General features: G+C 42.4%; 18 protein-coding genes and 1 riboswitch. Of the genes, 5 read left to right on the top strand and 13 right to left on the bottom strand.

What is annotated here, in order from left to right:
- Window positions 1-38: 38 nt before the first annotated feature.
- From DP114_RS21740 to DP114_RS21760, 5 genes are all read right to left on the bottom strand, one after another.
- The gene (locus DP114_RS21740) at window positions 39-191 is read right to left on the bottom strand and encodes a hypothetical protein (RefSeq protein ID WP_169268971.1); all 153 of its coding nucleotides are present in this window, start codon (window positions 189-191) and stop codon (window positions 39-41) included.
- Window positions 192-232: 41 nt separating this feature from the next.
- Complete coding sequence (locus DP114_RS35205; protein WP_246162635.1) at window positions 233-439, bottom strand: HepT-like ribonuclease domain-containing protein; 207 nt, start codon at window positions 437-439, stop codon at window positions 233-235.
- A gap of 132 nt (window positions 440-571) precedes the next feature.
- Window positions 572-865 (bottom strand): nucleotidyltransferase family protein, encoded by a 294-nt coding sequence (locus DP114_RS21750; RefSeq protein ID WP_169268970.1) that lies wholly within the window; start codon window positions 863-865, stop codon window positions 572-574.
- A gap of 18 nt (window positions 866-883) precedes the next feature.
- Window positions 884-1,318 carry an AAA-like domain-containing protein gene (locus DP114_RS21755; RefSeq protein ID WP_318284169.1) on the bottom strand — a complete coding sequence of 145 codons (435 nt, stop codon included), beginning with the start codon at window positions 1,316-1,318 and terminating at the stop codon, window positions 884-886.
- Window positions 1,222-1,551 carry an AAA-like domain-containing protein gene (locus DP114_RS21760; protein ID WP_171977108.1) on the bottom strand — a complete coding sequence of 110 codons (330 nt, stop codon included), beginning with the start codon at window positions 1,549-1,551 and terminating at the stop codon, window positions 1,222-1,224. Before DP114_RS21760 ends, DP114_RS21755 begins: the two co-directional genes overlap by 97 nt.
- A 693-nt stretch (window positions 1,552-2,244) precedes the next feature.
- Between DP114_RS21760 and DP114_RS35210 the strand changes: the two genes are divergently transcribed.
- Window positions 2,245-6,429 carry a DUF4347 domain-containing protein gene (locus tag DP114_RS35210; protein WP_171977109.1) on the top strand — a complete coding sequence of 1,395 codons (4,185 nt, stop codon included), beginning with the start codon at window positions 2,245-2,247 and terminating at the stop codon, window positions 6,427-6,429.
- Window positions 6,430-6,798: 369 nt separating this feature from the next.
- Here DP114_RS35210 and DP114_RS21770 read toward each other — a convergent pair whose 3' ends face one another.
- The 3 genes from DP114_RS21770 to DP114_RS21780 form a co-directional block, all read right to left on the bottom strand.
- Entirely contained in the window at window positions 6,799-7,890 is a 1,092-nt protein-coding gene (locus DP114_RS21770) for an iron ABC transporter permease (RefSeq protein ID WP_171977110.1), read from the bottom strand.
- A 449-nt stretch (window positions 7,891-8,339) separates the two neighbouring features.
- The gene (locus tag DP114_RS21775) at window positions 8,340-8,618 is read right to left on the bottom strand and encodes a hypothetical protein (RefSeq protein WP_171977111.1); all 279 of its coding nucleotides are present in this window, start codon (window positions 8,616-8,618) and stop codon (window positions 8,340-8,342) included.
- 121 nt (window positions 8,619-8,739) lie between these two features.
- Window positions 8,740-9,675, bottom strand: a complete 936-nt coding sequence (locus tag DP114_RS21780; RefSeq protein WP_171977112.1) for a LysR family transcriptional regulator — start codon at window positions 9,673-9,675, stop codon at window positions 8,740-8,742.
- A gap of 545 nt (window positions 9,676-10,220) precedes the next feature.
- On the opposite strand from DP114_RS21780, the gene DP114_RS21785 reads away from it, so the two are divergent.
- The 4 genes from DP114_RS21785 (at window position 10,221) to DP114_RS21800 (ending at window position 17,683) form a co-directional block, all read left to right on the top strand.
- Window positions 10,221-12,230: a histidine phosphatase family protein gene (locus DP114_RS21785; protein ID WP_171977113.1), complete on the top strand. Its 2,010-nt coding sequence runs from the start codon at window positions 10,221-10,223 to the stop codon at window positions 12,228-12,230.
- 195 nt (window positions 12,231-12,425) lie between these two features.
- Window positions 12,426-13,832 (top strand): pentapeptide repeat-containing protein, encoded by a 1,407-nt coding sequence (locus tag DP114_RS21790; protein WP_169267668.1) that lies wholly within the window; start codon window positions 12,426-12,428, stop codon window positions 13,830-13,832.
- A 247-nt stretch (window positions 13,833-14,079) separates the two neighbouring features.
- A complete protein-coding gene (locus tag DP114_RS21795) occupies window positions 14,080-16,227 on the top strand; it encodes an adenylate/guanylate cyclase domain-containing protein (protein WP_216669929.1) in 2,148 nt (715 codons plus the stop codon).
- Window positions 16,220-17,683 carry a mechanosensitive ion channel family protein gene (locus DP114_RS21800; protein ID WP_171977114.1) on the top strand — a complete coding sequence of 488 codons (1,464 nt, stop codon included), beginning with the start codon at window positions 16,220-16,222 and terminating at the stop codon, window positions 17,681-17,683. The genes DP114_RS21795 and DP114_RS21800 overlap by 8 nt, the downstream gene beginning before the upstream one ends.
- A 61-nt stretch (window positions 17,684-17,744) precedes the next feature.
- Here DP114_RS21800 and DP114_RS21805 read toward each other — a convergent pair whose 3' ends face one another.
- From DP114_RS21805 to DP114_RS21825, 5 genes are all read right to left on the bottom strand, one after another.
- A complete protein-coding gene (locus DP114_RS21805; RefSeq protein WP_169267670.1) occupies window positions 17,745-18,962 on the bottom strand; it encodes an ABC transporter substrate-binding protein in 1,218 nt (405 codons plus the stop codon).
- Window positions 18,963-19,035: 73 nt separating this feature from the next.
- Window positions 19,036-19,917 carry a (2Fe-2S) ferredoxin domain-containing protein gene (locus DP114_RS21810; RefSeq protein ID WP_169267671.1) on the bottom strand — a complete coding sequence of 294 codons (882 nt, stop codon included), beginning with the start codon at window positions 19,915-19,917 and terminating at the stop codon, window positions 19,036-19,038.
- A 161-nt stretch (window positions 19,918-20,078) separates the two neighbouring features.
- Window positions 20,079-22,157 (bottom strand): TonB-dependent receptor plug domain-containing protein, encoded by a 2,079-nt coding sequence (locus DP114_RS21815; protein WP_171977115.1) that lies wholly within the window; start codon window positions 22,155-22,157, stop codon window positions 20,079-20,081.
- Between the two features lie 19 nt (window positions 22,158-22,176).
- Window positions 22,177-22,350: riboswitch (cobalamin riboswitch) on the bottom strand.
- A gap of 269 nt (window positions 22,351-22,619) precedes the next feature.
- Window positions 22,620-23,702 (bottom strand): photosystem II q(b) protein, encoded by a 1,083-nt coding sequence (gene psbA, locus DP114_RS21820; RefSeq protein WP_171977116.1) that lies wholly within the window; start codon window positions 23,700-23,702, stop codon window positions 22,620-22,622.
- 305 nt (window positions 23,703-24,007) lie between these two features.
- Window positions 24,008-25,507, bottom strand: a complete 1,500-nt coding sequence (locus DP114_RS21825) for an MBOAT family O-acyltransferase (RefSeq protein WP_171977117.1) — start codon at window positions 25,505-25,507, stop codon at window positions 24,008-24,010.
- Between the last annotated feature and the right edge of the window lie 45 nt (window positions 25,508-25,552).

Below are 25,552 nucleotides of genomic sequence, written 5' to 3' on the forward strand. Positions count from 1 at the left end.
CTTGCTAATTTTTATCGTTCCCAGGCAAAGCCTGGGAACTAGCAGTAGGAGGTTCTACCTCCTGAGTCATAGCTAAATGACAATAGTGCAAGAACAGATACAAACAGGCGATCGCGCGAAGACGCACGGTGGGCGATCGCACGGAGTGCCCGCCAAGGGCCAGTGCGCCAAGGCGCACGCTGCGCGATCACACTTCATTAAGGTGATTTTTCAGTTTCGGAGTACTTCTCAACTAAATATTCCAAAACTCCTGTGCCATTGCTTCAATTGTTCTTTCTAGAGAAGGCAAATAGTTTTCAATGACATTCCAAACAATATCAAGGTCTACACTTAGATATTCATGAGTTAATCTATTACGAAAGCCAGCAATATTACTCCATTCTGTCTCAGGGTATGCATTTTTCCAATCAGTTGGTAATTTTTGTACAGACTCACACATCACCTGAATATTTCTTAAAACTGCATCTTGGGTTTTAATGTCATTAAAAAATACTTCTTTTCCTTAAGCGTGTATATTGCTTAATTCTGTTGAGACAATCGCGAATGTGAATAAGATAAATCCGACTGTCTTTCATAAAGGAATAGCCTCTTTTAAGACTTTATCTTGAATCAAATAATGTAAAGAATTAGTAGTTACCACATCAACCTTCCGATTCAACAAGGTTTCTAACTCTTGAACTAAGCCACCAGGAAACCAAGGCGTAATTTTATTCAAGTCATAATCAATCAAAAAATCAATATCACTGCTTGGTGTTTCTTCTCCTCTAGCTACACTACCAAAAATTCGGAGATTATAAGCACCATGTTTAGCAGCAATACTGAGAATTTCTGCTCGTTTTTCTTGGAGGATTTCTTTTAATTTCATTTTCCATCTCTCATAACACTACAGCTTATTTGAATATGGATTATGACGAGCATTGAGTTGGGCAACTTGTTCAGGTGTAAAATCTTCTAACTCAATAATCTGCCCGACATTAAACGGAGACTGATTCAAATCATCAATTAACTGATATGGTTCAGTAGAAGTAACCAGTACCAAATCCAATTTGTCTAAACTCGGATAAATCGCACGATTATTATGCCAGCTACGCAACATCCCAAAAAAATCATTGCGGAATTTGGTGTCAAAAACTCTATCGACTTCATCCATTGCCAATACCAAGGGATGTCCCAATCCTTTTAAGATATGGCGTTGTAAATAGCGATCGCCCTTGGCGCGCCCTATGCCCCAACCAAACGGAGTTTGGTTGCCCCAAATCGGAGATTTGGGGAGAGGGGTTTTGGAAAAACCCCTCTGGGCATATACGGGCGATCGCAACGTTGAATCGTCGTTAAGTTTCGATTAAAATACTCCTCGACTTTATCTTCCAGTTCCAGTTCATCGCTGATCCAAGAACAAAAGTGACGGAAGAACAGTTCCTCATCGTTAAGTACAGAATTGTTCAACTGTTGAAAATCAAGATAAGCAACTCGCTTACCCGCATTCCTTGCAGGTACAAGCCCATATTTCTGAGTAAATTTTATAAGGGGTGAGATGAAAACCCCGTGCATTTATGCCGGGGACGCCAGATGCCTAGGTCGGGAAACCCTCTTGCAGCACTGGCTCATCGACTATACACTAAAAAAAAATACTTTTCCCAAAATATTTTCAGCTTGCTCATAACTAAATATTAGTATATTTTTTTTGTTAAAAACTAGTAATTTCTACGGAAATCTGAAGGTCGGGAAGTAGTGTTGAACAGGTATTAACAATTTATGGGATAACTGCTTCTACTTACTTTGTCTGACAAGACAAAGCAATAAAAATATCTAAATAGGACTTACGCACGCGCTACTAAAAACAGTCTGTTGCGTTCGCAAAGCGTCCCCGTTCGCCCAAGCCGCGTGCCATAGGCATAGGGCTTATGCTTCCCTCCGACTATAGTTACGTTGTTCGTGCGTAAGTCCTGCTAAACACAGAGTATTAACCTTGTGTTATAGCAGTCGCCAGGTAGATGAGGACACGAACTAATCAGAAAACACGGTCACTAAGTGACTTTCAAGTCTGTTATTTGTTAAGCATTCCTTGTTAAGCGCGATGCACTGAGTGTGTTTGTTGTGTTCCTATATCAACTAAAACTCTCATAGTTAGTGAGTGTCTAGAAAGAGTGACAAAGACCTAGAACTCTCTCCATCCTTTAGTTTCCTATAAGTGAACGGTTAGTAATCAGATCTAAAACGTAATATTCTTTTATAAAGAACCAGATGAAGATTACAGGCATTCTTTTCATTGATCCATCTGTCAACAACTACGAAATTTTACTTGAGTTTGTTGTTGCAAATATCAAGGCTATTGTTCTTGATCCCGAGCAAGATGGAGTCGTACAAATTACCCAGGTACTATCTCAACACCGTGGAGTGGAAAATGTCCACATAGTTTCCCACGGCTCTCCGGGAACCCTAACTCTTGGCAATAGTGAACTCAGCCTCAACACTCTAGAACTTTACGCTGACCAACTCAAGAATTGGTTCTCACCCTTACGGGTTCGCCAGTCGCTAACTCCTGCGGAGACGCTGCGCGAACAAGTCGGGGAACCCGAACGCCCTTCGGGTATCTCCTGCGGAGACGCTACGCGAACGCAGTCGCCTAGGTCGGGAGAGCCGTCATTCGCGCTGTCTCACCAGATACCTACGGAGGGAGACCCTCCTGCAGTACTGGCTCACGCCACATGCCTCAACGCGGGGAACCCGCGCACGGCAGTGGCTCCCCAACGCGCTGGCTCACTAGATTCTCACCTTCGGTTCTCTCCAGTTTCCTCCCTTCTCTTATATGGTTGCCATGTGGCTGCAGGTGATGCTGGGGAAGAATTCATCACCAAGCTACACCAACTCACCAAAGCAAATGTTGCCGCCTCCGCCAACCTGACTGGCAATGCTATTTTGGGGGGTGATTGGAACCTAGAAGTCAACATTGGCAACATTTCAAATCAACCACTGGCATTAAGCGCTGAGGTTACGGAAGCGTATCCATATGTACTCAATAGTGCTCCCATCCTCAATAATACTGAGGTCATCCTGAGTGCCGTTAACCAAAATGCAGGCGCACCCATAGGGGCAGTTGGTACCCCAATTTTCTCCTTAGTGACGCTTGGTGGTAACGTTATTGACCAAGACCCCGATGCACTCACAGGTATTGCCATTACAAACACTGACACTACCAATGGCAATTGGTTCTACACCATCAACAATGGCACCAACTGGGCAGCTTTGGGGTCTGTCTCCGATAACAACGCTCGCCTATTAGCGGCTGATGCAATCACCCGCGTTTACTTCCAGCCCAACCCCGCCTTCAGTAGCCCTAGTCCTATTGCCAATGCTCTGGCTTTCCATGCGTGGGACCAAACCACTGGTACCAACGGCAGCACTGCGGATACAACACTCAACGGTGAGGCGACTGCCTTTAGCACTGGGATTAACACTGCAGCAATTACCGTCAATGCCGTTAATAGTGCTCCTACCCTCAATAACACCAACCTCACCCTAACTGCGATTGATGAAGACGCAGGTGAACCCACAGGACCAGTTGGTACCCTTATTTCCTCCTTAGTCACGGCTGATAACGTCATCGATCCAGACAGCAATGCACTTAGAGGTGTTGCGATCACAAATGCTGACAATACCAATGGCAACTTCTTTTACAGCGCTGACGATGGCAACAGCTGGGCACCTTTAGAGTTGGTATCTAATACTAACGCTCGCTTATTGGCGGCTGATGGAATTACCCGCATTTACTTTCAGCCCAAAGCCAACTTTAATGGGACCATCAACAATGCCCTCACCTTCCGTGCCTGGGACCAAACCACTGGTACCAACACAAGCATTGCGAACACCACCATTAGTGGTGGCACTACTGCTTTTAGCAGTACAACTGGCGCTGGAGGAATTACGATCAATTCCGTCAATGATGCTCCTACCCTCAGTGAAGCTAATATCACCCTAACTGCAATTAACCAAAATGTAGGCGCACCCATAGGCGCAGTTGGAACCCTTGTTTCCTCCCTAGTCCGTCTTGGTGATAACGTCATCGATCCAGACAGCAATGCACTCACAGGTATTGCGATCACAAATGCTAACAATACCAACGGCAATTGGTTCTACAGCACCAACAACGGCAGCAGCTGGATACCTGTAGGCATTTTATCCGACACCAACGCTCGCCTATTGGCGGCTAATGCAAGCACCCGGATTTACTTCCAGCCCAACGGCAACTTTAATGGCAGCATCGAGAATGTTTTAACCTTTCGTGCGTGGGACCAAACCACTGGTACCAACGGCAGTACTGCGGACACCACCCTCAACGGAATTGCTACTGCTTTTAGCACTGGGGTTAACACTAGCACAATTACCATCAACGCCGTCAATAATGCTCCTATCCTGCTTGACACCAACCTCTTCCTAAGCACAGTTGAAGATGCAGCCGCACCCACAGGACCAGTTGGTACCCTTGTTTCCTCCTTAGTCAGTCTTGGTGTTAACGTCACAGACTCAGACAACAATATAACTGCAGGTAATGGATCTACAGGTAATGCACTTACAGGTCTTGCCATCACAAATGCGAACACTACCAACGGCAGTTGGTTCTACAGCACCGATGATGGCAGCAGCTGGGCAGCTTTAGGAGCTGTGTCCGACACCAACGCCCGCCTATTAACGGCTGATGGAACCACTCGCCTTTACTTCCAACCCACCGCTAACTTCAATGGCTCGATCAACAACGCCCTAACCTTCCGCGCATGGGACCAGACCACTGGTACCAACGGCAGCACTGCGAACACCACCCTCAACGGTGGTGCAACTGCCTTTAGCATTGCGACTGACACTGTTGCAATCACCGTTGATGCCGTCAATGATGCTCCTATCCTGCGTGACACCAACGTCACTCTAACTGCCATTGACAAAAATGCAGGCGCACCCATAGGGGCAGTTGGCACGCTTGTTTCTTCGTTGGTGAGTTTGGGTGCTAATGGTAACGTCACCGATCCGGACACTAATCCACTCACAGGTGTTGCGATCGCAAATGCTGACACTACCAACGGCACCTTCTTCTACAGCACCGACAATGGCAATAACTGGGCAGCTTTAGGAGTTGTATCCAACACCAACGCCCGTCTATTGGCGGCTGATGCTAACACCCGTATTTACTTCCAGCCCAATGCCAACTTCAATGGCACCATCAGCAATGCTTTGACTTTCCGTGCGTGGGACCAAACCACTGGTACCAACGGCAGCACTGCGGACACTACCGTCAACGGTGGCGCGACTGCCTTTAGCAGTGCGACTGACACTGCTGCAATTAGCATTGGTAGTGTCATCTCTCCCATCAATCCTGCCACCCCTCCTCCCAACTTTTATAACGGCAAAGTTGCTTCTACCCTCAAACAAACTTCTAACAACATTTTCCAGTTAGAAGGCAGCAACCCACAACTTGAAGTCACTCTCAACAAAGCCAATTCTAATCAGGTGAATGAACTGGGAGTGTTTGTAGTTGACGATGACCAAGGAACAATTAATGGTATTGCTCCTGGTGCAGAAAATTATGCCCAAGCTGCACTTTCAAGAGCCAAGACTATTTTCTCAGCCATTACCGATAATCCCAATGGGTTTAATACTGACTTAACACGTCTACTTGCATTTAACTCAAGTGCGCGTCTGCAATTCTTCTTAGTCAACAATAGCAGTATTGACGCTGTGCAAGCTGGCTCAACCTCTGCCAAAGACCTCATCTTTTCCAACCCCTTAACGCAAAAAGTAACAGACTTGGGGAATGGTGAGTTTACATTGGCTTTGAATGATACATCAAATAGCAACAATTCCAACTTCCAAAATTTGGTAGTGAATATCAAGGCAACAAATCAATCGTTACCTCTGGGTGCTAGTCTTCAGGGAAATCCTTTTGGAGAACTGATTGATTTACGCAATGTGTCAACTCAGGTCAAAGCAGACTTTGTCTTAAACAGAGAAGCAAGGAATAACGATTTCGTTGGCTTTTATCAAGTGGCTGATGCGAATGGTGGTATTGATCTTGATGGTAACGGCACAGTGGACTTGCGTCCTGGTGATGCAGGTTATGCTCAAGCTGCAGTGCAGCGACGTGTTCCAGGTATTGACTTAACAGTCGCCAACCAAAGTACTGCTACATTCACACATAATCTTAGCCCTGGTTCACTCTTGGCACCATTCATTATTTCTAATGGTACGCCAGATGCAATTTTAGATGGAAATCCAAATAACGACCCTGCAGTGTATTTTTCCTTCTTAGGAGCTAACTCAGATAAGGCTGACCATATTCGCTTGTTGGGAAATAACACCTTTGGCTTTGAAGATTTAGCAAGTGGGGGTGATAAGGATTACAACGATATGATTGTTAAAGTGAATTTGAGTAATGCTTAACCCACTTACAAAGAGTGTGTTTCTTATAGCAGGGAACAGGGAACGCTTAACAGGGAACACCCGAAGGCTTAACTCTTAACAGCCTTGAAAGTCTCGTGGTGTCAGTATTTTCTCATTAGTTCATGTCCTAATCTACCTGGCAACTGCTATAACTCTCAAGAAATACACTCTTTGTGAGGGAGTCAGACAACTACAAGCCGTGGGACAGACAGATACCTACGGCTTTTTACGGAAATTAGCGCAAAGCGCGCTAAGCAAGTGCTGTGGCAATACGGTTGTTGTTAAGGAGAATTGTAGGTTGGGTTGAACGTAGTAAAACCCAACAAATCTTCCCCTATACCCTTACACCCTTACCCCCTTACACCCCATTCATTTCGGAAAAGATGTGCGAGAGTGACGACGCAAAATCACCCAAGTCACAACAGGAGTTCCTATCAAAGCGGTAACAGAATTCAAAGGTAACACTATCTCACTTCCCGGTAGCTGTGAGATCAAATCTGCAATTAACGCCAAAATTGCACCCATGAAAGTCACAGCAGGGACTAACACCCGATGTTCACAAGTATTGAACAGACTGCGACAAAGGTGAGGAACTGCTACACCTAAAAAGGCGATCGGTCCACAAAAGGCGGTAATCGCACCTGCTAAGATGGAAGAAGTGATAAGAATCCAAAATCTGACTTCTTCTACACCTAAACCGAGACTGCGAGCATAAGCTTCACCCAGAAGGAGTGCGTTCAAAGGTTTGGATAGCATCAACGAAATTAACAACGCTATCAGTACCACAGGCGCTAGAACTAGCATTTGTTGCCAGGTGACACCACCAAAACTGCCAAAAGTCCACAGTAAGTATGATTGGATTTGCTGACTTTGACTCAAATGCAGCAAGATACTGACAATAGCACTGGTTGCATAGCCAAACAACAATCCTAAAATCAATAGCGTCATCGTGTCTTCGACGCGGTGAGAAACAAGTAACACTAACCCCAACACTGCTGCTGCACCCAGACTCGCCGCCACAACTAAACCAAAATCGCCAATCACCCCTAAATCTTTGAACAACGTACCCGCACCCGTTACACTGGTTGCTAACACCACCAACGCGACTCCTAAAGAAGCACCGGAACTAATTCCTAATACAAAAGGTCCTGCTAAAGGGTTTTTAAAAAGTGTTTGCATTTGCAACCCACTCACGCCTAAAGCTGCACCAGCAAGGGTTGCGGTTAAGGCTTTGGGTAAGCGAAATTTCAGAATAATATTAGTCCAAGTTGCTTTTTCGGGTTCTCCGTTTAGTAGGATTGTAATGACTTGGGTTAAAGGTATGTGGACTGAGCCAAGGGCTAAGTCTAGCAAGAACGTGAGAATTAATGTTATGAGTAGTGTGGGAAAGAAGAGTGTTTTCCAACTGAAATGTTGAAAAGTTCGTAAAATTGGTTTTAATTTATATTTTAGAGATGGCATTGAAAAAAACGAACCGCAAAGACGCAAAGGGCGCAAAGAAGAGAAGAGAACAGATAAATTTGGGAGATTCTTTTAGTTGATATTGAGCGATTGATTCCCCTTGCACGTAGTTGTGGTTTGGACATTCATTTTTCCTGGTGCAAAATGTGAGCGCCCCACAAGGGGAAGTCAAAAATCAAAAGGAGCCAGTGCGTTGGGGAGCCACTGCCGTGCGCGGGTTCCCCGCGTTGAGGCATGTGGCGTGAGCCAGTACTTGATGAGGGTCTCCCGACCTAGGGCTCTGGCGTCCGGGTTCCCCGACTTGTAGACGCCCGGAGGGCGGCTTCCCGAAGGGTAGCAACTGGCGTTCAAAAGTCAAAAGTATAAAGCCCCTCGTTATGGATGTAAAAAACACTTTTTATCTAAAAGTCCGCAATTTATAAGGATTTCGCGAGCGTGTTTCTTAGGAGTTAAGGAAGAGCGCGTCCAGTAATCGAACAGCCATCTCCAAACTTAACAATAGTAAATTCATAGAATTTTTGAATTTCATCATTCTTACAGTAAATTTTTTTCTTGATTGGTTTTCCTGTCTGAACTACCCATACTAATGTATCAAACAATTCTGGATTAAGCTGATTGAGCAGGTTCTTCACCCCTGACATACCTAGTAAGCTCGACTTTATCCAATTAAGCAGCGTAAACCTTGTTATCTGGCAAAAGTTGTAGCTTTGTGGCAAAAACTTTTTCATATATCACTAATTTTGTCGAGCTCGAAAAAGTCAAAGTCTTGGTTTCATGAGGGTTTTAGCGTATGTTAGCGCGTTGCTGGAAAATGGATTTTGTCGAGCTTAAGGGTTTTTGCTCTTAGTTTCAAAGTCCCTGGATTTGGGACACTATTAAATCCCGTAGCCAAATGTGTTGCGGATCGTAATCGCAACGCTCATGCCAAAACTGCATATAGTCGTATTTACCAAGTTCAATCGGTGGTTCAAGCAGAGCAAGGTTTGTATAGTTAGCAAAAAGCATGGCAATTCGACGGGGTAATGTCAGAATCAGATCGCTCTGAGCGACAATCACAGGAGCCGCGAGAAAATGCGGTAACTTCAACATCACCCGACGCTTCACACCTAAGTCTGACAACGCATTATCAACATGCTTGATCGGCGAGTGCATGATTGGGCTTGCAGGCGAGTTTGGAATTGTGATTGAGGCATGTGGCCAAGCAACGTAAGACTCAATCGTTACATCTGTTTGAGTGATCGGATGGTCAGATCGAACCACAGATACCAAATCTTCGACAAATAACGTTTGGAACTTTAACTCCGAGGGTTGGGGTAAATTTAGAACTCCTAAGCCTAGATCGATCCCGCCATTTCGTAAGTTATCTAATATGTCAGAACCCCAATGATGACACTCCAGATTTAGATGGGGTGCATTGTCACAAACAAGCTTAAGAATCTTTGGCAGAACCACAACCACTGAGTAATCTGATGCCGCTACGTGGATTGTACCTTGTGCTGTTTTCGGTTCAAACACGGTTGGTTGAACCAATTGCTCGATATTTAACAAAATTTTTTGTAATGGCTCTACTAACTCAAGGGCGCGTGGTGTAAGAACCATGCCTTTGGGAGAGCGCACTAGCAGTGGGTCGTTGAACACTTGACGTAATCGCCCAAGCGCATGACTGGTAGCGGATTGACTCAAGCCAATTTTTTCTCCAGCATTCGTGACGTTACGCTCTTCCAGCAAGGCAGATAACACCACTAGAAGATTAAAATCCAATGTCAACAAATTTATTTTATGCATAGCAATCATCTATATCATGCATTTGACAAATGTTACTAAATTTTTTAACATAAATCTTAGTTTTTAAATAATTGCAGAAAAAGTCAAAATAATTCGTAATTTAAATCAGTGGGAACTTGAATCCAGGTAATTGTTGACTGCTGAATTAAAAAACAGCGTGTTTGCAAATACTAATAAATTATGAATTATTAGGTCAAATTTATGCTGCACTAGTACGAATTAAGATTATCAACTCTGCTAATTGGAGCGGATACTTTTGTGTGAATATGTACTAATTTTAAGCACTTGTCGATGTCACAAATATGTATGATAAATCGCACTCGCGACTTATATTTTCCTGCTCACCATCAGTTATTATGCAATACTCTGCAAAGCTGATTGTCATCCAGAAGTAGACAGTTTCTATTACTATGTTGAACCGGCAAGTTTAATAAAATTTCAAAGAAAACTTCTCAAAAAAATACTGAAAAACCTATTGAAAAATTTGTGAGTTAGTATTATTGTACTTGAACATAGTCAGATTTTAAAATGTTCTATTAACAATCGTGGTAAAAACCAATAATAGCAACCTATCTGTTGCACAAAATGATGATTATCCCGGACGTGCCTACTTTATTCGGCATGGTGAAAGCACCAGCAACGAACGCAATATTTTTGCAGGAGTACTGGATGTTGATCTCACTGCATTTGGTAAGTTACAGGCACGCCGTGCAGGCGTTGACATTAAGAAAAAAGGTGTCAAGTTTGATGCAGTATATGTCTCTCACATGAGACGGGCGCGACAAACTTGTGAAATCGCTCTTGCTGAAAGTCAAGCCTTGAAGTCGCCCGATATTCCTGTTGAAATCGATCATCGAATTAGTGAGAAATCGTTTGGCATTTTTGCGGGACGTAATCTGAATTTGCTACGTCTTGCCCTTGGCTACGAAGGCTTTGAGGAAATGTTGCATTCCCATAACGAAGCACCTCCAGCTGGCGAGAAGATTGCACAAGTTTATAATCGCGCTGCACGTTTCTACGAGGACAAGGTTGTACCGCACTTGAAGAGGGGTGAAACTGTTCTGGTAGTGTGCCACCAATATGTGTTAGAGCCTTTAGCACTTTATTTAAGTGATTTACCACCGACTGATTATAAACATCTGAAACTCCCCAATGGTAAAGCTTTGAGTAGTGAAGAGCTAGTCAAGTTTCGCAACAAGGAATCTGGCGGTGCAGCTTCGGTGCGTAAACAGATCAACGATCTGTCAATTATGTGGGCAATTTTGCTTTATGCGGCTGCTTTCTTACTAGGATGCTTGGTTAGGGCAATAAGCGCCTCTTCAGTAGGAATTCCCTCAGAGGTATTTCGAGCAATAATCGTTGTTTGTCTTGCGGCTTCAACGTTTTATACTTACCTGGACATTGACTTTGCAGCGAGTAAACGCAAAGTAACTTCAACTGTGAAGTATATAGTCTATGCGTGGATGTTGGTGAGATGGATAGTTGGGCTAGCTTTAATATTTTCTGGAATCTTGTATCAAGCCCCAGGCGATTTGTACAAAGTTATGTGGGTGCTTTTTTGGATGGTTCCACCCGCCCTTACTTCCCCTGTTTTATCGGTACTTTGGGGCGGTAATCTTTATCCCTCGGCTATCTTATCAAGGACGTTATCAATCATCGCTCCAGTTGCACTGATTGTTACATTTGCTTTGGCGAAACAATTACCAATTAACAGTTCAAGCCTGATATTTTTTGGTGTCATTCTAATTGTTGGTTTGGCAATACCGGGAGCGATCGCCCAATTTTGGCGTGACAAATCCCCTGTTGAATCAAACCACCACAGTAAAAACTGGAAATTTATTGGAGTGCTTGCTGTTGCATTTATGGCTTTGGCAACTGGGTTTCAGTTTACTCCATCAACATTCCTAAGCGACTTATTTTACTCGACAGATGCAACGCGCTCGCTAGCCTGTCTGCAACAATTGGCAGTGGCAACATTAGTTTTTATCTTAATCCGCGTTTTTGCTGTATTAACTTCGGTATTCTCAAAAGGTAAGCTTTATAAGGCAGAAGCTCAAGATGCTTATATCCTGCTTGTTAATCCCAACTTTTTCCTTTGGGCTGCTCTTTTCCTCGGAGTTAGTGCAACTGCAAATCCGGAAGCTGTAAGATATGCAATTTTTTGGGCAGCACTAGGATTCTTCTGTATACCACTCGTCGAGCAGATATTGTTTATGAATTCATTTGGTAATGAATTATTGCGAGAAACACTGCGTTCTTCGAGAATGGCAACAGAAGATGTGAAAAAACTTTTCCATCAATTGGATACAGATGGAAGCAATTCACTCGATAAAGACGAGATTATGGAGCTTTTAGGTCGAATAGAAGATATGACAACAGGCGAACGCTCTTCTGAAGATGTGAGGAGATACGTAACTGATTTTCTTTTCAATATTCTTGACGCCGATAAAAATGGCACAGTCGAATTACAAGAGTTAGAAGAGTATGTATCAACGTATGGATTGGTTGCTAACCTTAACGTTGTCTCTGCGGCTGCATCCCCAGTAACAAGTTAATATTGCTAAATCAGTAGATTTAGCTGATAAAGACTTTTTAAATCTCATCGGGGATGGGATTTAAAAAACCTTTATTTTTATCATGAAAAGTATTATACCGCATTAATTCTTATAGTATAACTTTGTATAAGGTACATTTTTACTGGCTAAATCCAAAAACAAGCCTTTTTCAAAGTTTTTTTAAATGAAAAAAGTATGTCTTTAAATGTTGAAGTTTTAGAACAAAGCTTTGAAAAAGTTAAACCCCGCGCTGATAAATTTGCAGCCAGTTTCTACAATAATCTTTTTCAAACTCACCCAGAATTGAAACCACTGTTTACTAAAACAGATATGAAAAGCCAAGAGAAAAAACTATTAAGTTCTCTGGTTTTGGTAGTAGAAAACCTCCGCAACCCAGAAGCTTTAGAACCAGTTCTCAAGGCTCTAGGAGCTAGACACGTCGGCTACGGAGCCATTCCTAAATATTATGGATCGGTTGTGGAAGCATTACTGCTAACGTTTGAGCAATATCTCCAGCAAGATTGGACTCCTGAAGTAAAAAAAGCTTGGCTAGATGCTTTTAGAACTATTACTGCCTTGATGTTAAAAGGCGAGGGAGAAGAATCTTCACCAAAATCTGTCCAAGCTGGAAACAAAACTGAAACTTTAGCAAAAGCTGCAACATTAAAAATAGAAAATAAAAAAGAAGATCGGCTATTTCAGTCCACAGTAAAACAAGAGAAAAAATCTCTGATCTCAATTCAGTTAGATGGTGAAGGTTTAAAAACAATTATCAATCATTTTGCAGTTAATTATCAGCAATTTCAGACCAAAGTATCAGAACAGCCATTAAGTGAAGTCCTCAAACAAATTCCCAAGAAACTTATTGATGCTTTCTGGATAGCACCAACATGGTTAGTCTCTATAATTTCAGTTGTTATTTTTACCGTAGTTGTTATAGTTGTCGATGAGAATTCTTTGCTAGGAAAGGCTTTGGGTGCTGCTGACACGATCAGTTTAGTGGTGGCGCTAGTTCTATTCATTAAAGAAGCTCCAGATCGCAGAAAACAATTTCATTATCAAGCCTGGAGTACGATTGATGCAGCACACAATGTGAAAGTTAGTTATGCCAGAATTTTGGCACTGCAAGATTTGAATGAGGATAGTGTTTCTTTAAGAGGTTTGGATGCTCCCGGTGCGGAGTTAGTAGATATTAATCTTTCCCATGCAACTCTGAGTAAAGCTAATTTAATGGGAAGCGATTTTACTAATGCTAATCTCAGCTATGCCAATTTAGATAATGCTAATCTCAGTCATACTAAACTTAGTGGTGCAAATTTAAGTTATGCAAAACTGGGTTTTTCTCGATTGAATCAGGCTAATCTTAGTAGTGCAAATTTGAGTAGCGCTAATTTGATTTGTGCAGATTTGAGTCATACCAATCTGAGTGGTGCAGATTTGAGAGATGCTAGTTTGAGTGGTGCTAATTTGGAGGGAGCTTATCTAACTGGTGCTAATCTCAAGAATGCTAAAGTGAGCGACGATGAACTGAGTAATGCTTTCCTCGAAGGTGCGATTATGCCTAATGGCTCACGATATAAATCTTCAGTTAGCGATCGCTGAAGTTACAATTGGCAGAAATATCTAGATATCTTGCAGAAATATTTTTTGTCTCACGCATAGACGCAAAGCGGCTTCTCGTAGATTAGGCGCAAAGAATATCTCAAAATTAGGACTTTTGCAAAAGGTTTATTAAATAATCGACCGCTCCAACAACTAGACTAAAATCCTTTTAGCATCACAGCTAAAGTAGAATTTCCTCCATCTGTCTAATGAGAGAAATAAGGCAAAGAATATCAATCAAATTTATATGCAAATACTTAATCAATTAAGTATAAAAACTAAACTTATAGTCATGTTGCTGGTAGTCAGCCTTTGCGCTATGCTCGCAAGCACCTTTACATGCTCTACTGCTGGTAGGTCTCTTCTGACGGAAAGGGTATTCAATCAATTAACCAGCCTTCGGGCTGCCAAAACTTATCAAATCGAAGATTATTTTGAAAACCTTTACATCCATAGCCAAACTTTAAGCGAAGATTTGACAATCGTCGCCGCCATGCAGGAGTTTCAAACAGCTTACCGCGAACTGGAAAAATCAACAGTACCAGCGGATTTTGACAAAAAAATTGATACCTACTACCAAACACAATTTCTCCCCAGACTGGCGCGAACTAGCGAAGGTTCGCCTGTTGTCGCATCTTACACGCCAAAAACAACTGCTGCCCGTTACCTACAATACTACTACACCGTCGCTAACCCCAACCCCGTTGGTAAGAAACTTCTCCTTGACGACCCCGGCGACACCAGCTCCTACAGCCGCGTTCACGCCCGCTACCAGCCGATTTTTCGCAATATAGTTGAAAAATACGGTTACTACGATATGTTTTTGGTCGATCCCCAAGGAACCGTTGTCTACACAGTTTTTAAAGAAACCGATTTTACCACAAACTTTACCAACGGACCTTACAAAGAGAGTAACTTAGCAGAAGCGATCGCCGCCGCACGAGGGGCAAACGGAAAGGGCTATGTAAAAATAGTAGATTTTAAACCCTACAGCCCTTCCTACGGTGCACCTGCGGCTTTTATCGCTGCCCCAATCTTTAACGGCTCCCAATTCATTGGTATTTTGGCGTTCCAGCTTCCCGTTGACAAAATCAACAATGTGATGACTGGCAACAAAAATTGGAAACAAAATGGTCTGGGCGATTCAGGAGAAACTTATCTGGTTGGATCGGATTATCTAATGCGCTCTGCGTCTCGTTTCCAGATTTCAGACCCAAAAGGTCATGCAAAAACCCTACGTTCTATCGGTACTGATGAAAATACCGTCAAGAAAATCAAAGAGTTCAATACTACAATTCTTTTACAACAAGTGCAAACAAAAGCAGTGAAGGAAGCGTTGTTTGGTAAACAGGGTACGCAGGTTATCAACGATTATCGTGATATTCCAGTTTTGAGTTCTTATGCTCCACTAGATATTGATGGCTTGAGGTGGGTTATCTTGGCGGAGATAGATGTTTCTGAAGCTTATGCCCCAATTCACTCGTTTGAAAAAACAGTTTTGATTGGGGCTACTTTAGTCATCGCGCTGATCACGCTTGTTGCCATGTGGCTGACTACAATCTTTGTCAAACCTATCAATACTTTAATCAAAAGCGCCCGTAAGGTAGGGGGTGGGGAATTTGACACGGTTGTGAAATCTGGTTCGCAAGATGAATTTGGAGAGTTAGCGAAATCATTTAACCAAACCATAGACAGCCTTCGCGCCGAAACTCAACTCATCGAACAGAGAAATCGTGAAAATGAGGCATTAGTCTTAAATATATTTAGTCCCGCAATAGCCAAACGCCTCAAACAGGGCGATAGAGAAATTGCCGATCAGATTTCTAATGTCTCGGTTTTATTTTCCGACCTCCACCGATTTACTAGGCTTTCTCAAACGATGTCTGCTCAAGAAGTTGTTGCCCTGCTTAATGAACTGGTAACTGGTTTCGATGAAATGACAGATAAATACGGTTTGGAGAAGATTAAAACTATTGGTGACGGTTACATGGCTGTATGCGGACTCTCTGTACCGCGTCTGGATCATGATAAACGCACGGTAGATTTTGCTTTGGAAATGCAGACGTTTGTCCGCCGATTTAATTATGAAAAAGGTTTGGATTTAGACGTGGAAATCGGCATCAATTCAGGAGATGTGGTTGCAGGCGTCATTGGCAAAGATAAATTGCTCTATGATGTTTGGGGGGATACTGTAAATATTGCCAATCGGTTGAAATCTGCTTGTCCTGTAGGATCAATTTTAGTTTCTCAAAACGTGTGCGATCGCCTGCACGATCTCTACGATTTTGAATTCTTTGGTGAAATCCAACAACCTGGAAAGCAAAAGCTAGTGGCTTGGCAACTCAAAAGTTCTAAGCTTCCAGTAAGTGTTCCAGAGGAAGAAGTGTATGAGTAATGTAAGCTTTTCAAACGACTGGCATATCTGGGCGATCATTGTCGGATTAGGTTTCCCACTCCTGGTCGTTTTACTAGGAGAGATTATTTATCATCTACAAAAGCGCAACAGACCGCTGGCAGGTACCTTGCGGGTTGTGAAAAACCTCGTTCTGCCCGTCTTAATGCTGATGATTTTAATCACAAATGTCCTGAAGCTTGATGTTAAGGGGAATTTTCCCAAGCTTGTCGCAACGCTGTTTTGGATATCTGTGATCTACGCTTCTCTCTCGCTGTTTAATGTCATTTTGTTTGAACAAGCAGAGGCGAATACATGGCGGGCAAGGATGCCCAAACTGCTAATCGACCTTTCTCGGCTGTTTTTGGTGCTTGTGGGAAGCATGATCGTGCTAGCAGCAGTGTGGGGTACAGATTTGGCTGGTCTTGCTACCGGATTAGGCGTTAGCTCAATTGTGATCGGTTTGGCGCTTCAGGATACATTGGGTAGCATCATGTCTGGCATTGCGCTGCTTCTCGAACGCCCCTTCAGCGTGGGTGATTGGTTGCGCATTGGGAATAGCGAAGGCGAAGGCGAAGCGATCGAAGGGCAAGTCATTGATATCAATTGGCGATCTGTTCGCCTGCTAAATCTCCAACACCAGGTGATTGTCGTTCCTCATCAGTTCATTGGAAAACAAATAATCCATAATTACAGCCAACCCGAACGCATTTATAACCAACGCATTAATATTGGCTTCTCCTACGATTGTCCTCCTAACCTCGTGAAGCAGGTACTAAAAAGTACAGCTCTGGCTACACAGGGCATATTAGCCGAACCCGAACCAGAGAGCAAAACCACATCCTATGATGAGACTGCAATTGTTTATGAGGTGGAGTTCTTTATAAAAAACTTTGAGGATGTGGAGCAGATACTGGATAGATTTATGACGCGAGTCTGGTACGCAGCGCAGCGAAACAACCTAACGCTACATCGTTATCGATACGAGTATGCTGTGGAAACTACTGACAAGGCAGATAGCGCTTCAAGTAAATTAGCCCAAAGCCTGCACTCAATTCCCGGATTTATGCCTTTAGCTCGTGAGGCAAAAAATTTGGATGACTTAGCCAAGGGGACTATCTTACAACAGTTCGGTACTGGCGAGAAAGTCATCCGGCAGGGCGAGCCTGGTAATGCTTTGTACATTATTATTGCAGGTCAAGCTTTAGTCACCGTCACGAACAAGTTTGGCAAAGAAAAAGAGGTCATGACTATCTTGCGTGGTGAGTTCTTTGGCGAGATGGCACTATTTACTGGGGAACCGAGTCCAGTATCAATCACCGCTGTTGACGATTTGCAAGTTCTTGTCATCTACTCTGATGCTGTAAATACCATGATTGAACGCCAACCAAGCTTGGGGCGTGAGATAGGTCAAATTATAGAAGCGCGAAGCAAAGCCGTCAGTATCGCTCAACTCTGAGAGGAATTTTTTTCGGCGGATATCGGAACAACGCCATAATCAAGCCCTTAACCTGGGGAGATTAGCTGAGTTTTTGATAGTAAACTAACTGGTGATTTGGTAATATTTCTGGATGGAAAATCCTAATTAAGTCGGATAAAACGACATCAGGGTTACTAATTCCACCTTCCCAGTAATCGTTGCCACCAGTCTCATTGATACGGGCATTGTTATTATAAACGTTTCCTTTCTGTACTGCTTGAAAATCAGTATAACGATTGTCTTGATCCCGTAAATCTTTTAAATTTTTCCAAGATTGACTGGAATTTAGCCAGTAGTCAGCGTTGGCAGCACGTTCTAAAATAGTTTCAAATGATAGGGGAAGACTACCAGATGATTTCTTGTTATTCCAGAGATAATCACTTCCGGCGTCAGCTAAAAATTTGGCGACATAACTATTACCCCCTGGCATATACCAGATACCTTTAAAGTTGAATCCGACAAACACAGTCGGACGATTTTTGACAGATTGTGCTTTGGCGGCTATAGCTTGATATTTTTTGACAGTTTCATCAAAGATTTTTTGGGCTACTTTCTCTTGATTAAAAAACAAAGCCGTAAACTTGAGCCATTCACTTCTTCCTAGGGGAGAATTTTCCATATATTCGGCATTGATCGCCACTTTTAAACCAGCTTCTTGAATTTTAGGATAATTATCTGTTTGTTTGTCTCCTGTACCATAAGTCATTACTAAGTTAGGATTGAGTTCTAGTAATTGCTCAACATTTAGACTAGCATTATTTCCTACTTTTGTTATTTTACCTTCTTTAATTTTTTCTACTACTTCTGGTGTATTGACTTGTTTGCTATCACTCACACCAATGAGTTTATCTACAACTCCTAACTTTGCTAAATGTGGCAAATGAGTCGTAGAAAGAGAGACAACGGTATTTATAGGTACTGTAATAACTTGGTTTTGGTTAAATCCTGTTGGTGGAGGTGTCCCGCATTGCACTAAAATATATTGAAAATTGACTTGTGCATCACGCCAGGGATTTTTTACTGTCACAACCTTATAGTTTTTGTAATATTCCACCTCAAAACCTGTGGCATAATTGACGGTTACTTTTTCCGGAAAGTAGTCGGTGTTTGGATTATAAGCTTGAGCGCATTCTTTGATGTCTGTTGATAGAGTGTGAGGAGTTGTGGTGCTGTGACAAGCGATCGCCAAAACAGCAACCAACAAAAACTGACAGAAAAAAGCGAACAATTTAGCTTGACGAAATATTCTAATTCTCATCGGAAAGTTTTCCAGAAATAACCACAAAGATACACCAATAACTTATCCGCCTCCAAAAATCGTGCATGTGCGGTTACTTTTTTTCAACAGACTCTGGAGGATAGCAATGTACAGTCACTTTCTTACCTTCAACCAGATGTTGATTAACAATAGTTTCAACCACCTCTGGTTTGACGCGAGTATACCAAGTCCTATCCTCTGAATAAAACACAACTGGACCAAGTTTGCAAACTTCCAGACAGCCAGAAGTTCTGACTTCCACATCCAAACCTGTTTTTTCAACTGCTGCTTTTAGCTCATTAAAAGTAGGTTTCCAATTTTGGGAAGGGAGACAACGGCTAGAAGTACAAACAGATATGTAAGCATGTTTTAGGGGATTTTTATCAAACGGTATCGGCTTTTTACCCAACACATAAATATCCCGTAGTTCATGGTAAAGCTCTAATTTTGTTAAGTTCGGTTTACCTTCCGGTAATAAGTTTTCTCCCTCGACATAAGGATTAGGCAAGAAGATAGTCATCAAATTTTCACTTGCACCATTCCAGAAATCAATTCCCCAACTTCTGGGGATTCCTTCTGCATTAAACCGTCGATAAAAAGCAGCACGACTGACTTGACGTTGTTTCCTTAATTCTAATGGTGTTTTACAATGGGGACCACCTAAATTTGCTTCAATACATAAGTGAAGATGCCAACTTTCTGTGACGACTGTCAGATATCCATCATAAAGAATACAAATTTTGGGTGCTGCAGGAAATTCTAGTTCCAACACACCACCTTGTACAATGTGTCCTACTCCTACTTGATGCCAATTTTGCTGAAATAAGGTGTAAAGTAGTGATGATAAAACGTCACAATTGCAATCGAAATCTTCATGTTCAATGTATCCTCCTGTTAGGGAAGGTTCTTTGATGACACGGTTTAATGGTGTTACCCAAGGATGAAATTGACTCATAGTGGTTTTGGATTGAAAATTGTTGGTTGGTGATTGTTGATGGTTATAGCAATCCTATCTGATTTGTGAAAAATAGCTTTATTGAACCGCAGAGACGCAGAGAGCACAGAGAAGAAGAAAACAGAGGAATGATTCACTACTAATTAGTATTTTACTACCATCTAAAATGTGGCATTTAAACCTACTTGAAAAACTCTCCCTGCATCGGGAAAGCCTGGAAATAACTGGTATCTCTGATTCAAGATATTGTCTACACTACCAGTCAGTACCAAGTTATCACTCAGCGGAATTCGTGTTTTGAAATCAAAAGTCGTATACCCGGACAAAGATTCTGTGTTGGTATTGTTGGTAGGATATGAACCGAGGGAGTGCATGAGTATTCCTGCATATAAGCCTTGAGGTGTTTCATAAGAAATTCCCAAATTTAAACTATCTGCACCTGCAAATCTTAATTCTTTGTCTTTTTCGGCAGAGTTGACGCTCTCTTTAATGCGTGGATCATTGAGTGTATCATTGGCAAAGGCATAGACATTTTTCGCCAGTTGTACATTCAAAGCAGCTTCAATTCCCGTAGTGCGAACTAAGCCAATGTTCTCATATGTGGCTACGGGAACAGCAAAGTTATAGGCAATTAAATCTGATATTGTATTGCTGAAAAAGGTTAAGCGCAATAAACCAAAATCCCATAGCTTTTGGTCAATTCCTATATCATAACTATCACCATTTTCTGATTTCAAATTCGGATTACCAACGAAAGTAGAACCTCTTGCATATAAATTGAAAAGAGTCGGTGCGCGGAAATTCCTGATATAGTTAGCTCTAAGGTTAGTGGAGTCAGAAATTGTCCAGCGTGCGCCTACACTAGGTGATGTAAAAGAGCCATCTGCTAAAGAACTAAAATCTTGGCGTAAGCCTAAATTGACACTGAAGCTAGGAGTAAAGTTGATTTCATATCTGGCAAAAAGCGCTCCTTGATCAAGGCTATCGTCGTAGCTGAGGGTTTGTTGTTCAGTGGAATAGTTGAAGGTGCTGTTACGTGCTGAAGTGTTGCGGTAATCAAAACCGTAGACTAAGGTTTGATTTTTCGCAAATTTCCAACTGTGTTGTGTTTGAATTCCGTAAGAGGTTTGCTCGTTATCAAATCGTCGCTGGGATGAAAGTGTCCCACTACGATTCTCAAAACGAGTATTGAGAAAATCGGCGTAAACTCTTGCTGTGATTAGGGAATCGTTTCCTCCTCCTAGTTTTGAGTTCCAGGTTAAATCGGTGAGAACTTGGTCTGTGTATTTGCGATTGTTGTCAGTCAAGGAGTTAAAATAACCTTGTCCAAACTGAGGTTCGGGTATGGGGACTCCTCCTGGAACTCCTTGATTTTTGTTTAAGTATAGGCTTGAGACAGTAAGAGTATTGCGTTTTCCTAAATTCGCCTCCAACTTAACATTAAAGTTGTTGTAGAGAGTGTCATTGTTTTTCCTGGTTCCTTCAAAGTTGGCTTCTGGGATGGAAAAAGGATAATTGTTATCTGCTTCGGTGCGGTTATATCCCACAACCCAAGAAATATCACCTATTTTCCCGCTATTCTGGATAGTCTGTTCATTGAGTCCGTACGCACCCAGAGTCACTCCCGCTTGTGTTGTCACTTTCTCTGTCGGACGACGAGTAATAATGTTAATCACTCCACCCACCGCATCGGAACCGTATAGGGTGGAACCTCCTCCAGGTAAAACTTCTACTCGTTCAATGTTGTTTGTGGTGATTTCTGAAAGGTCAAAACCACCGCCACCAAGATTATTAATCGGTCTCCCATCTAGTAAAATCAATACTTGTTCGGAGTTAGAACCCCGGATAAATTGACCGCTTAATGCGTTCACTTCTGTCCCTACTGTTCCATCAGGTAAGATTCCGGGGAGAAATCGTAGCGCTTCTCTGACGGTTCGCGCACCCTGCGCTTCCATTTCTTCACCTGTAATGACGTAGACTGGACGGGTAGAATCTTTCACTGTCCCCTCTCGACGAAAGGGAGAGAAAACAGGCTGATTCAACACTTTACCTGTGACTGTAATTTCAATAGGGGGTTCTTGTTCATTTGTTGGCGGACTTATGCTTTGTGCTATTTTTTCTGGTTGTGCAATTTCTCCAGCACACACAGCATAGTTCCACAATATCAAAGTCGTCATTGCACTCATACTAGACACAACGACTTTTACCGCACAACGGCAATTAAAAAGAATATTTAGCATCTGTACCTCGCAGACGATTTTATGTTTCTTACCTCAGGCGGGCATTCTGACTTAGAGACAAAAATTTTGAGTCTCATCACAGCTGCGGGACAGTGTCGGATTTTCACCGTTCGCCTACGGCGTGGCGCAGGCATACTTTCCCCGTTACCTCTGATGGCTGAACCCCATCAGAACCTAGGATTTGCTGTAATTTACCATGCTCAATATATCAATGCAAATAAGAATTGTTGCATTTAGCTTGTTGTTATATTGCAAATACAGCGATAGGCGAAAACCCTTATTTATCAGTAGCTTTGACTTTTTCGATGTCACCACAATTATCGAGCTGCAAATTGTGAGCATGCGCTGCATCCATTTTTGACTCCCATCTATTAATCAAATGAAAAAGCGCCCCTCTTATTCGAGAAGGGCGCTTTTCACTTGTAGAGGACGCGAGACATCGCGTCCTTAGGCTATTAAGAATTAGCCGTTGATCGCAGGAGCAGAAAGTGCTACTGGAGCAACTTCTGTGCTAGCTAAGTCGAGGGGGAAGTTGTGAGCGTTACGCTCGTGCATTACTTCCATACCCAAGTTAGCGCGGTTGAGCACATCTGCCCAAGAACCAATCACACGACCTTGAGAATCAATCAACGATTGGTTGAAGTTGAAACCGTTGAGGTTGAATGCCATTGTACTGATGCCCAGGGCGGTAAACCAGATACCGATGACAGGCCATGCAGCCAGGAAGAAGTGCAAGCTGCGGCTGTTGTTAAAGGAAGCGTATTGGAAGATTAAGCGACCAAAGTAGCCGTGAGCAGCAACGATGTTGTAGGTTTCTTCTTCTTGACCGAAGACGTAACCGTAGTTCTGAGATTCGGTTTCGGTTGTTTCACGAACCAAGGAGGAGGTGACCAAAGAACCGTGCATTGCACTGAACAGTGAACCACCGAAGACACCTGCAACGCCGAGCATGTGGAAGGGGTGCATCAAGATGTTGTGCTCTGCTTGGAACACCAACATGAAGTTGAAGGTTCCAGCAATACCCAGAGGCATACCATCAGAGAAGGAACCTTGTCCGAGGGGGTAAATCAGGAATACGGAGGTTGCTGCTGCAACAGGTGCAGAGTAAGCTACGCAAATCCAGGGACGCATACCTAAGCGGTAGGATAACTCCCACTGACGACCTAACCAGCAGAATATGCCAATAAGGAAGTGGAATGCGACGAGCTGGTATGGACCACCGTTGTACAACCACTCATCTAAGGAAGCTGCTTCCCAGATGGGGTAGAAGTGCAAGCCGATGGCGTTGGAGGAAGGAACAACAGCACCAGAGATGATGTTGTTTCCATAGATTAAGGAACCTGCAACTGGCTCACGGATTCCGTCGATGTCAACGGGAGGTGCTGCGATAAAAGCGATGATGAAACAGATGGTAGCGGAGAGGAGGGTGGGAACCATCAGTACACCGAACCAACCTACATATACGCGATTTTCCGTGGAGGTGATCCACTGGCAGAACCGCTCCCATACGTTACCGCTTTCGCGACGTTGTATTGTTGTGGTCATTGTTGTTATAAGTGCGATAAACTTTTTGAGTCTTATTTATCAGGTAAGTCAGTGATTTACCTGTCATTTATAAATTTAGATCAATTCACTTAAACTGAAGTGCTTATTTAATACTTTGTTACATATTATATTTTCTTTAACAAAAGTAAAGTTATTCATAGAAACATAACGATAACTTTTAGAATGTGTTATCTACCAAAGAAAATATAAACCTAAAATTATCTGTTTATTAACAATCAGATCAAAGCATCCCACGGTCAGTGCATCAGTGCTACAAGTAAAAGAAACACTCTTTCCCTGTTCCCTTAGAAGTCAAAATATATGTAAGGTAAACTGCCTTCAGGAGCGAGTAACAAAACACTGTAGAAACACAAAGGTACGAAAACAAGCTTTAGAGGCCAGATCAACTGTAACTTCAATGTTCGGTTAAAAATGTAGACAAGAGCCATTGCAATATATAGAACGACTAGCAAAATTGCCAGTTGGTATTGAGTTATGTTTAAGGCATCAACGTACACCTTTTGAGCAAATTGCTCATTGGCAGAAAAACCCCAAAGATGCTGAAATACAAAAGAGGAATCTTCAAGGTTGGGCAAGCGGAACCAAATCCAAGAGGTGAAAACCATAAATTGCGTAAGTAGCCAAGCCAAAACTGTACCCAATGGTTGTTGCCAGAAATTTTCCAGATCTTCAAAGCGATCGCTGATAACATCAGTGAAACGATGAACAGCCAAAGCTAATCCGTGAAAAACCCCCCAAACCACAAAACCCAATCCTGCACCGTGCCAAATACCTGCAATCAGCATGATAATCATTAAATTAAGGCAGGTCCGATCTAATCCTTGGCGAGAACCACCCAAAGGAAAGTACAGGTAATTACGCAGCCAATCTCCTAGAGTGATGTGCCAGCGCCGCCAAAAGTCAGCAATACTCGTACTGAAGTAGGGAAAGTCAAAATTTTCCGGTAAAACCACCCCAAATAGCAAAGCACTTCCACGGGCAATATCCACGTAACCACTGAAATCCAGATACAACTGGAAGCCGTAAGCAAAAGTTGCTAACCACAAATCTGTGCTACCCGCCCTTTGCAAGTTCCCAAAACATAAGTCAACAAAAATTCCCAAATGGTCTGCTATAATCACTTTTTTGACTGCACCCCTAGCAATAAGCCATAGTCCCTCTGCCACAATATCAGGAGTTAGCAAGCGGAAATTTTTGAATTCATTCGCTAAGCTGTGAAAACCAGTAATTGGACCTGAAATCAGTTTGGCAAAGAAAAACTTGTATGCGGCAAATTGAAGAAACTCCTGAGTAGCGGGTGCGCCACGGTAGACATCAACTAAATATGCAATACACTCAAAGGTAAAAAATGAAATTCCCAAAGGGGTAATCAGTTTAAAAGAGTCAGCAGATAAAGTGATAATACTCGGGTAAAAGAATTCTAAGAAAGGTAGTAAATATTTGAATATCAGTAGTAAAAAAACATTAGAAATTATACCTAACCACAAAAGCTTGAGACGGCGATGGTTCCAATCAATTTGAGCGAAATACCATTCTTGTTCAGAATATTGCCACTCTGAAAAATGGGGATGTGGTATCGTTTTTTCATCAATTTCTTTTCCAATACGAAAATTAAAAAAAGTGAGTACTAGTAGTAACGGGATGTAATGAACTTGCAAAGATGCGTAAAAAACTAGGCTAGCAAGTAGCAACGTCCATAACCGCAACTTTTGTTGTGCCACAGACCAATAAATTCCCAGGACACTCAGCAAAAATAACCCGTATAGAATTGAAATAAAGTTCATGTTTTAGTTATTAGTCATTAGTCATTAGTTATTAGTTAGGAGTTT

This window comes from Brasilonema sennae CENA114, assembly GCF_006968745.1.
GTDB lineage: Bacteria > Cyanobacteriota > Cyanobacteriia > Cyanobacteriales > Nostocaceae > Brasilonema > Brasilonema sennae.

Bases quoted from the DNA above. Each gene is read 5' to 3' on its own strand.
- DP114_RS35205 (WP_246162635.1), bottom strand. From the start codon at position 439: ATGTGTGAGTCTGTACAAAAATTACCAACTGATTGGAAAAATGCATAC.
- DP114_RS21750 (WP_169268970.1), bottom strand. From the start codon at position 865: ATGAAATTAAAAGAAATCCTCCAAGAAAAACGAGCAGAAATTCTCAGT.
- DP114_RS21760 (WP_171977108.1), bottom strand. From the start codon at position 1,551: ATGCACGGGGTTTTCATCTCACCCCTTATAAAATTTACTCAGAAATAT.
- DP114_RS35210 (WP_171977109.1), top strand. From the start codon at position 2,245: ATGAAGATTACAGGCATTCTTTTCATTGATCCATCTGTCAACAACTAC.
- DP114_RS21770 (WP_171977110.1), bottom strand. From the start codon at position 7,890: ATGCCATCTCTAAAATATAAATTAAAACCAATTTTACGAACTTTTCAA.
- DP114_RS21775 (WP_171977111.1), bottom strand. From the start codon at position 8,618: ATGAAAAAGTTTTTGCCACAAAGCTACAACTTTTGCCAGATAACAAGG.
- DP114_RS21780 (WP_171977112.1), bottom strand. From the start codon at position 9,675: ATGCATAAAATAAATTTGTTGACATTGGATTTTAATCTTCTAGTGGTG.
- DP114_RS21790 (WP_169267668.1), top strand. From the start codon at position 12,426: ATGTCTTTAAATGTTGAAGTTTTAGAACAAAGCTTTGAAAAAGTTAAA.
- DP114_RS21795 (WP_216669929.1), top strand. From the start codon at position 14,080: ATGCAAATACTTAATCAATTAAGTATAAAAACTAAACTTATAGTCATG.
- DP114_RS21800 (WP_171977114.1), top strand. From the start codon at position 16,220: ATGAGTAATGTAAGCTTTTCAAACGACTGGCATATCTGGGCGATCATT.
- DP114_RS21805 (WP_169267670.1), bottom strand. From the start codon at position 18,962: ATGAGAATTAGAATATTTCGTCAAGCTAAATTGTTCGCTTTTTTCTGT.
- DP114_RS21810 (WP_169267671.1), bottom strand. From the start codon at position 19,917: ATGAGTCAATTTCATCCTTGGGTAACACCATTAAACCGTGTCATCAAA.
- DP114_RS21815 (WP_171977115.1), bottom strand. From the start codon at position 22,157: ATGCTAAATATTCTTTTTAATTGCCGTTGTGCGGTAAAAGTCGTTGTG.
- psbA (WP_171977116.1), bottom strand. From the start codon at position 23,702: ATGACCACAACAATACAACGTCGCGAAAGCGGTAACGTATGGGAGCGG.
- DP114_RS21825 (WP_171977117.1), bottom strand. From the start codon at position 25,507: ATGAACTTTATTTCAATTCTATACGGGTTATTTTTGCTGAGTGTCCTG.